The organism is Aquidulcibacter sp., from assembly GCF_044346625.1.
Taxonomy (GTDB): Bacteria; Pseudomonadota; Alphaproteobacteria; order Caulobacterales; family Aquidulcibacteraceae; genus Aquidulcibacter.
On record NZ_JBIIYV010000106.1, the window covers coordinates 1 to 7061 of the forward strand.

10 protein-coding genes are annotated in these 7061 nt (G+C 53.8%); 7 read left to right on the plus strand and 3 right to left on the minus strand.

The features are described from left to right. Positions 1-365: 365 nt before the first annotated feature. A complete protein-coding gene (locus ACIQ20_RS15215; RefSeq protein WP_395781771.1) occupies positions 366-908 on the minus strand; it encodes a carboxymuconolactone decarboxylase family protein in 543 nt (180 codons plus the stop codon). A gap of 130 nt (positions 909-1038) precedes the next feature. On the opposite strand from ACIQ20_RS15215, the gene ACIQ20_RS15220 reads away from it, so the two are divergent. Beyond that, positions 1039-1329 carry a winged helix-turn-helix transcriptional regulator gene (locus ACIQ20_RS15220; protein ID WP_395781773.1) on the plus strand — a complete coding sequence of 97 codons (291 nt, stop codon included), beginning with the start codon at positions 1039-1041 and terminating at the stop codon, positions 1327-1329. A 23-nt stretch (positions 1330-1352) separates the two neighbouring features. Here ACIQ20_RS15220 and rpiB read toward each other — a convergent pair whose 3' ends face one another. Both rpiB and ACIQ20_RS15230 read right to left on the minus strand, forming a co-directional pair. After that, positions 1353-1802 carry a ribose 5-phosphate isomerase B gene (gene rpiB, locus ACIQ20_RS15225; protein WP_395781775.1) on the minus strand — a complete coding sequence of 150 codons (450 nt, stop codon included), beginning with the start codon at positions 1800-1802 and terminating at the stop codon, positions 1353-1355. A 9-nt stretch (positions 1803-1811) separates the two neighbouring features. Beyond that, on the minus strand, positions 1812-2492 hold the full coding sequence (locus tag ACIQ20_RS15230; protein WP_395781777.1) for a crotonase/enoyl-CoA hydratase family protein: 681 nt from the start codon (positions 2490-2492) through the stop codon (positions 1812-1814). A gap of 168 nt (positions 2493-2660) precedes the next feature. On the opposite strand from ACIQ20_RS15230, the gene ACIQ20_RS15235 reads away from it, so the two are divergent. From ACIQ20_RS15235 to ACIQ20_RS15260, 6 genes are all read left to right on the plus strand, one after another. Then, a complete protein-coding gene (locus tag ACIQ20_RS15235) occupies positions 2661-3044 on the plus strand; it encodes a hypothetical protein (RefSeq protein WP_395781779.1) in 384 nt (127 codons plus the stop codon). Positions 3045-3124: 80 nt separating this feature from the next. Further along, entirely contained in the window at positions 3125-4201 is a 1077-nt protein-coding gene (gene pyrC / locus ACIQ20_RS15240) for a dihydroorotase (RefSeq protein WP_395781781.1), read from the plus strand. Between the two features lie 326 nt (positions 4202-4527). Continuing rightward, on the plus strand, positions 4528-5817 hold the full coding sequence (locus tag ACIQ20_RS15245) for a tyrosine-type recombinase/integrase (protein WP_395781783.1): 1290 nt from the start codon (positions 4528-4530) through the stop codon (positions 5815-5817). Next, positions 5817-6044, plus strand: a complete 228-nt coding sequence (locus tag ACIQ20_RS15250; protein WP_395781785.1) for a DUF6883 domain-containing protein — start codon at positions 5817-5819, stop codon at positions 6042-6044. The genes ACIQ20_RS15245 and ACIQ20_RS15250 overlap by 1 nt, the downstream gene beginning before the upstream one ends. Positions 6045-6073: 29 nt before the next feature. After that, positions 6074-6292: a DUF4926 domain-containing protein gene (locus tag ACIQ20_RS15255; protein ID WP_395781787.1), complete on the plus strand. Its 219-nt coding sequence runs from the start codon at positions 6074-6076 to the stop codon at positions 6290-6292. An 86-nt stretch (positions 6293-6378) separates the two neighbouring features. Beyond that, on the plus strand, positions 6379-7061 hold a 683-nt coding region (locus ACIQ20_RS15260), incomplete at its 3' end, for a type IV toxin-antitoxin system AbiEi family antitoxin domain-containing protein (RefSeq protein WP_395781789.1).

The following is a 7061-nucleotide window of genomic DNA, read 5'->3' on the forward strand; positions in this document are numbered from 1 at the left end:
CCCAATCCTAAACCAGAATGATCAATGACCAACCGCCAATCCCCCCGCTCCGCCAGCTATGTGACGAGCGCTGCGCAGGGGGATTAGCTGTCACCGCGTGTTACACCACCAAATGGGACGTGATCCATGATTCTGCGCTCGTCATCACCAAAACTAGGAAGGTATCGGATCGATTTTGGTGACCCTTATGGTCACGCAAAACTTTGTTTCAATTGTTTTTTCCCATTCTCCGAAGTCAAGGGGCGCTTCGCTTCTGCCGTTGATTTCTTTGAATGAGCAGCGCGCTGTTACCAGATGGGCATGTGTGGTCGATTGGAAACTATTGGGGCCAGCCGCGTTCGGCTTAACGTGCCCGCCCCGCAATTTCACGGAAAGCACGCACCGAATGGTTCATTCGGCAAGTGTGCCGCATTGGCGACGAAGCTGATCGTATGATAGGTTCCGCAAAGAGCAAATATTTCCAATTGCTGCTCTTTGCTCCAGTCGCGTTCAAATTGCTCGCTAATATTGACGTCCATCTTGCCGGAAGTGCAGAGGCCATCCACAGCCTTTAAAAGGCACGCCTCTTCGGGCGACCAAATCGTGTCGTCGACCTGATCGCTGCGGGTCGCGGCAATTTGTGCCTCGGTGAGCTTAGCATGAGGCCCGAATGCGCTGACATGAACGCCCCATTCGTATTCGCAATTCTTGTTGGCGGTCACGCGCAAGATAACGATTTCTCGGATGCGCAAGGGTAGCGGGCTTTCTTTGTCGAGCAGATTGGGAACCCCTTTCTTCAAGAATCTCATGCTATTAGCAAAGACACGGAAGAGAGCCAGTATGTATCCGCCTTGTTGTGGATAGGAGGCTAGGACTTTGGCCACGTCTTCAGGGTAGGGTTCTGTAATTGGCGATAATCTGGTGGTCATTGCGGGCTCGCTTTGCTAGAGGTTTGCAAGCCGAAGGTATGCTACTAAATATGTAGCGTCAATATGGGGGCGGAAATTGCACAAGCTTCCCGGAACGCCTGTTCGCGGCTCGCAGACAGGCCGACCAATCATGGTTCTGCTGGATGTCCTAGGACAGCGCTGGACTCTGCGGCTCCTCTGGGAACTTAGCCATGAGCGCGCGACATTTCGCGCGTTAAGATCAAGATGTGACGACGTTTCGCCGACTGTTTTGAATCAACGCCTTAAGGAGCTGAGAGGCCTAGGCTTGGTTGATCTTGGCGAAAACGGGTACGAGTTGACGAGCATGGGAATGGCTCTAGCAGGGAAGTTTGCCTCACTCGACGCATGGGCAAATGAATGGGCGGAGCTTCTTGAAAAGCGTGATATTTCAGAAGATTAGATTGTCCAAAAGCCTCCCCAACCTCACCCCTCCAACGCCGTAATCATATCCACCCGGGTCCCATGCCGGCCACCTTCGAACTCGGCGGACAGGAACGTGTCGACAATATCGAGGGCAAGGCCAAGACCTACCACGCGCGCACCAAGCGACAGCATATTGGCGTCATTATGTTGGCGGATCATGCGGGCGGAGAAGGTGTCCATACACACGCCACAGCGCACGCCTTTGACCTTATTGGCCGCTATCATAATGCCCTGGCCCGTACCGCAGAGCAGAATGCCAAACCGATACTGCCCTGCGGCAACAAGTCGGGCGGCCTCTGCGCCCCGTTCTGGATAGGGCGTGCTTTCGGGCGTCATCGGGCCGATGTCATCCACCTCCCAGCCTTGCGCGGTCACATGGTCATAGATAGCCCGCCGCAGTTCTATCGCGGCGTGATCACTGGTCAGCACGAGGCGCATGGGCTGGGTCATTTACAGGGCCTATTTGCCGTGATGGTTGCTAATGCTGGCCTTGATGCGGTCCAAGCTAGCGCCCCGAATGGCGAGCTTATTGCCGTGATAGGCGTGGCCGGGCAATTGGGCGAGCTGGCTCGCTAAGGCAATCGCTTCAGCCTCCACCTTGTCCAAGCTGGTCAGCTGATCGAGATAGCCGGCTTCGACCGCACCTTCGGAATCATAGATAAAGGCTTGCACCACGGCTTTGGTCATGTGGAGCGGGTTCAGGCGGTCTTTTGAGAGTTCTAGCGCAAAGATCGGCAAGACCATGCCGTTGATGGTTTCGTTTGCGCCAATCTTATAGGGCCCAGCCGCGCCAATGCGGGTGTCGCAGGCATGCAAGATGAACACGCCCATCGCAATCGCATGGCCAGTACAGGCGGCAACCACGGGCAGGGGGTTGCCATAGAGGCGTACCAAAAGGCCAGCCCCGGCATCAAGCAGCGCAATTGCGGCCTCTGGTCCAGAACCTGTGAGCGCTTGCAGATCAAAGCCGCCCGAGAACCGACCTTCACGACCGGCCAGCACGATTGCCTTGGCTTTGGCTTCGGCTTCATCCAGCGCCGCGTGCAGGGAAGCAACCATGGCTTGATTGATCACATTGGCCTTGCCGTCATCCATGCGGATGACTGCCACGTCGCCAATGAATTCCACGCTCGCACTCATGCTCTCACTCCCTGCTTTGTTGTTGGCTTAGTGTGTCCAGACTAGAGGAGATATCGCTTTGGCGGTCAATTGGAAAGCTGATGGTACTGGCTTTGCTGAGCCTGATTTCCTCTAGCCACATATAAAAATGACGCTATAGTCACCTTTGAGAAACGAAAGAGGGTGATTATGGAACTCATCACGAAATTGGCTTGGGCATTATTGGCCCTCATTCATCTATCGCCTGCCGCGGTGTTCTTTCTGCCCCATTTGACGAAGAAGCTCTATGGCATTGATGCGAATGGGGATTTAGGTGTGCTGATCACCCATCGCGGCGCGCTTTTCCTAGCTATTTTTGCCGCCTGTGTTGCCGGCGCGCTCGACCCCGCTGCCCGCCGGGCTTTAAGTATGGTAGTTGCGATCAGTGTGATTAGCTTCCTTTGGCTCTATTTGCGCGCTGGCATGCCGTCAGGCCCCTTAAAAACAATTGCGCTGGTTGACTTGGTTGGCCTTGCGCCCCTTTTGCTCGTTGTTTGGTCGGCCTGGCGCTTTGGTGCAACCCAAGCCGTCTAATCGCGACATCCGTGATTTGACCTTGGTCGCCTCCCTCTCTAATCCATGCGGCATTGGGGTCGGTTAGAAAGAGGCGTGAAATGATGGATGTGGCGACGCAGGGCGATGACGTACAAACAAGCTTGACCCGCCTCACGATACGTCGGCCTGATGATTGGCACGTGCATCTGCGCGATGGGGCGATGTTGGCCGCTGTTGTCAATTACACGGCGCGCCAGTTTGCCCGCGCGATTGTCATGCCAAACCTTGCACCGCCCGTGACTACTACGGTGCTGGGTGCGGCTTACCGCGACCGCATTGTGGCGGCGGTTGATCCAGGTCTCAACTTTACGCCTCTGATGACCTGTTATCTGACCGATCACAGCGATCCGGTAGATATTTCCAATGGCTTTCAAACTGGCGTCTTCACCGCCTGCAAGCTCTATCCCGCCCACGCCACCACCAATTCTAGCCATGGCGTGACGGACTTTAGGAAGCTCTATTCTGTGTTTGCGGCCATGGAAAAAATTGGCATGCCGCTCTTGCTGCACGGTGAAGTAACCGAGTCCCACATCGATATTTTTGACCGTGAGGCCGTGTTCATCGACCGAATCTTGAGCGAGATCGTGCGCGATTTCCCCGGCCTCAAGATCGTGTTTGAGCATATCACAACAGCCGATGCGGTTGCTTTTGTGGAAGCATCTAGCCATCCGATTGCCGCTACCATCACACCCCATCACCTTGATTTTAATCGCAATGCCATGTTCGAAGGCGGCATTCGCCCGCACTTCTATTGCTTGCCAGTCGCCAAACGCGAGATCCATCGTTTGGCCCTACGCAAGGCTGCCGTTTCGGGCTCGCCCAAATTCTTCCTCGGCACCGATTCCGCCCCGCATGCGATTGGCGACAAGGAATCGTCGTGTGGCTGTGCCGGCATTTTCAATGCGCCTTATGCCATCGAAAGCTATGCCAAGACGTTTGAAGAGGAAGGCGCACTCGACAAACTCGAAGGCTTTGCCAGCCTCTTCGGTCCACGCTTTTATGGACTGCCTGTGAACGAAGAGCGCGTCGTGCTGGAGAAAGTAACCATCGACGTGCCAGCCACTTTGTCTGCCGCCGGAACCCAAGTCGTTCCCTTCCACGCAGGGCAGACTTTGGCTTGGCAGTTTATGGGGTGAGGCTTCGCCCCGAGGGGGTTATTCCGAACTAAAATTCCAAACGACTGGTGCCACAGGGGAGGATTGAACTCCCGACCTCATCATTACCAAAATTGAACCCCGCGTTTTTTCGCGTTTTCACGGCTTGTCACGATTTTTCATAATATATTGCGATACATAGTTTTTCTTGTAATATTATGGGACAGCTTGTTACTAAATTTTTCCCATTTGGTAGCAAATTGGTAGCAAAAAAAGCTGAAATTGGGTCCAAACTTCGCCATTTTTGAGATGATGGTGTCGCGTGATGGGGTCGATTGATAGCACAAAAATGGCATAGGAAGTTGACAATGTCAGACGTTTTGAAGGCGAAAATCAACAAGAGATTTGTCGATTCCGCGATGCCGCCCGAGACCGGCGACACGCGGATTTGGGACATTGAGTTGCGTGGCTTCATGCTTCGGATCTCGTCCAGTGGACGAAAGACCTATTGCGTGAAGTATCGCGTGAATCGTCAACAACGATGGATGACCATTGGCGAGCATGGCCTGCCTTGGACGCCGGAAGCGGCACGTAACCGCGCGCGAGAAGTCATTACTGAAGCGACCAAAGGCGTTGACCTATCAGAGACGCCAAGTGAGCGGGCAAAGTCTTTGGCTGGGAAGGGCGGGCTGGTCATAGCTAAAGCTATGCGCGACGCGACCATCGGCCAGTTGTTCGAGTTGTATTTCCGCGATGGACCTAATGATAAGCCGTTAAAGCGGGAATCGTCTTGGTCGGTCGATGCCACATCATACAAGCGCCACATCAAGCCTCTTCTGGATGATGTTGTCGCGAAGGACATTAGGCCTAGTGACCTCGCCGCGTGGCAAAGAGACATTGCTGACGGCAAGACTTCACAGGATGTAAAGACGGGGCCACGAGGCCGTTCTATTGTCAAAGGCGGACCGAGTGCCGCGTCCCGAGGCCTACGATGTCTGTCTGCGATGTTTTCGTGGGCGATTTGGCGGGAGATCTTGGAAACTAATCCTTGCTCCAAAGTCCAAAAGCTGCGCGACAATCGCCGTGAACGATCCATGACGACAGAAGAGGCTCAAAGGCTCTGGAACGTTCTTGAAGAAGCACAAGCAGCATGGGTGGTCGCGCCCAATTATGCCAACATCATTCGGCTGATCATGTTAACTGGCGCGCGCCGTAACGAAATCACCGAACTAAACTGGTCTGAAGTTGACATTGAGCGCTCGCGACTTGTTCTGCCGCCAGTGCGAACCAAGATGGGTAGCCAGAATAAATCACGCACGATCATTTTGTCCGAGCAAGCACGGACGATCCTTGAAGGCCTTCCGCGCTCTGGGCCTTATGTATTCATGTCTCAGATCTCCGGTAAACCGGTCTTGGGGGTCAACAAGGCTTGGCTTAAAGTCCGGGAACTTGCGGGCCTCTCTGACGTACGTCTTCATGACCTGCGCCATAGCTTTGCAACTTTCGCGGTCGAAGATGGTGCATCGCTGTATCTAGTAGGTCGAGCTCTAGGTCATGCAAACGCATCATCGACCGAACGCTATGCGCACCCCGGTGATACTGCCGCACGGATTATTGCTGAAAAGGTAGCCGGACGGTTCGCCATCGGGCGGGAGTGATGCAGCCCTTTGGTGATAAAGTATCAATCTCTGAGGCCAAGTTGACGGAATATATTCTGTCTCCGACCCATCGAATTGGTGCCAGCAAGGCAAGAGTGTTTATGCTTGCTTCGGGCATAGGGCCGGAAACTTATTCATGGCGCCGAGTTAGCTTTTGTGCGATTATTACGGGCGATGTGGACTGGAGACGACGTCGCAAAGTTCGTTTCGGCGTTTGTTGTGAGTGATAGGCGAGCCGGATCTGAGGACAAAAACCATGACTAAAGTGCAATTCAACTTGCTAGATGCCGTCGCGCTTTTGAGCGATCAGAGCGACTTGGGTCTCGTGCAAGGCCAGGTTGGAACCGTGGTCGAGCTGTTAGATGACGACTCTGCACTCGTTGAGTTCTGTGACCGAGATGGCGCAACTTTTTCAATGCCGACCTTGCCAATATCTTCGCTTCTTCGTTTGTCCTATGAGCAAGTCGCGGCCTGAGGCAGTTATTTGACGGTCTCAAGTGCCCACCCATCAGCCCATACCGACTTCATTGAATTTTTCATATTTTATGATAAATTCATATTATGAATACGAATGTAGCATCAAAAATACAAAATGTCCTTGATGATTGGCCGAGCAAAGGCCTCGTCACTCAAGCTTGGCTGAGCCAGCGAGGGGTGTCGTACAGCCTTGCTAACCAATATGTGAAAAGCGGTTGGCTGGAAAGGCTAAGCCCCGGCGTGTTCCAGCGCCCGAACGATGAGTTGACGTGGCAAGCGGCCCTTTCTGGTTTGCAAACGCAATCAGAGTTGGCAATCCATGTCGGGGGTCTTACGGCCCTAACCAATGACGGCTTTGCGCACTATGCGCGGGTCGGCGTTGAACCAGTCCATTTGTTTGGTCCCAAAGGCGCGACGCTTCCTAAATGGTTCAAAGCCGCTTGGTCGAACGAATTTGTGCATTCCCAGACAAACTTTCTGCCACCGCATCTCGGTGTCCGCAAAGCGACTTATGAAGGCTTTCAGCTTCAATCCTCTGCGCCGGAGCGGGCAATCTTGGAGCTACTCTATCTAAGCCCCAAGTCTGTAAGTCTGCTGGAAGCGTATGACATCATGGACGGCCTGCGCAATCTGCGGCCTGAACTAATGACCGCGCTGCTTGCAGGTTGCGGCTCATATAAAGTGAGGCGATTGTTTGCCTTCATGGGTCGCAAGCTGGATCTGCCGATAGTTCAAGAGCTAGATCTTGACGGCTTGGATTACGGCTC

Bases quoted from the DNA above. Each gene is read 5' to 3' on its own strand.
- ACIQ20_RS15235 (WP_395781779.1), top strand. From the start codon at position 2,661: ATGGAACTCATCACGAAATTGGCTTGGGCATTATTGGCCCTCATTCAT.
- ACIQ20_RS15220 (WP_395781773.1), top strand. From the start codon at position 1,039: ATGGTTCTGCTGGATGTCCTAGGACAGCGCTGGACTCTGCGGCTCCTC.
- ACIQ20_RS15255 (WP_395781787.1), top strand. From the start codon at position 6,074: ATGACTAAAGTGCAATTCAACTTGCTAGATGCCGTCGCGCTTTTGAGC.
- ACIQ20_RS15215 (WP_395781771.1), bottom strand. From the start codon at position 908: ATGACCACCAGATTATCGCCAATTACAGAACCCTACCCTGAAGACGTG.
- pyrC (WP_395781781.1), top strand. From the start codon at position 3,125: ATGATGGATGTGGCGACGCAGGGCGATGACGTACAAACAAGCTTGACC.
- ACIQ20_RS15245 (WP_395781783.1), top strand. From the start codon at position 4,528: ATGTCAGACGTTTTGAAGGCGAAAATCAACAAGAGATTTGTCGATTCC.
- rpiB (WP_395781775.1), bottom strand. From the start codon at position 1,802: ATGACCCAGCCCATGCGCCTCGTGCTGACCAGTGATCACGCCGCGATA.
- ACIQ20_RS15250 (WP_395781785.1), top strand. From the start codon at position 5,817: ATGCAGCCCTTTGGTGATAAAGTATCAATCTCTGAGGCCAAGTTGACG.
- ACIQ20_RS15230 (WP_395781777.1), bottom strand. From the start codon at position 2,492: ATGAGTGCGAGCGTGGAATTCATTGGCGACGTGGCAGTCATCCGCATG.